Source organism: Bacillus sp. 05T22, from assembly GCF_056396765.1.
In genome coordinates this window covers 1-462 of the sequence record NZ_JBFTMC010000290.1, presented here as the reverse complement: position 1 = coordinate 462, position 462 = coordinate 1, and the positions used below count along the sequence as shown (strand labels likewise).

Genomic DNA, 462 nt, shown 5'->3' with positions numbered 1-462 from the left:
ACATGCCCGTGGGTGCCAGAACGGCTTCAAGTGTGGGCAGAATGATTGGATCGTTGCCTTTGAAAAGTACAACCTTGGCTCTGGAAGGTGCATTTTCTACCGCGATGGCGGGTTCCATACTGGCCCTGTATCCGCTGCCGTGCCTCGACTCGGGGCGCCGGCCGGACATCCAATAATAAGCAGGGCCGTCCATGAAAAAGCCAAACCCGCTCCTCGAAGACCTCAAGTCCATTCTGCCAACCATCGCTGCCAATGCCTTTGAGGCCGAGCAGGACCGCAAGGTCCCCGACGAGAACATTGCGCTGCTCAAAAGCATCGGCATGCACCGTGCCTTTCAGCCGAAGCAGTTCGGCGGGATGGAAATATCGCTGCCGCAATTTGCCGACTGCATTGCCTTGCTCGCCGGCGCTTGTGCCAGCACGGCATGGGCCATGAGTCTGCTGTGTACTCACGGCCATCAAC

Annotated in this window: 1 pseudogene; it reads left to right on the top strand. The window is 58.2% G+C overall.

Going from position 1 to position 462, the window contains the following annotated elements:
* Positions 1-191 precede the first annotated feature (191 nt).
* Positions 192-462: pseudogene (locus AC1DIT_RS28510) on the top strand (hypothetical protein); the annotation flags it as partial.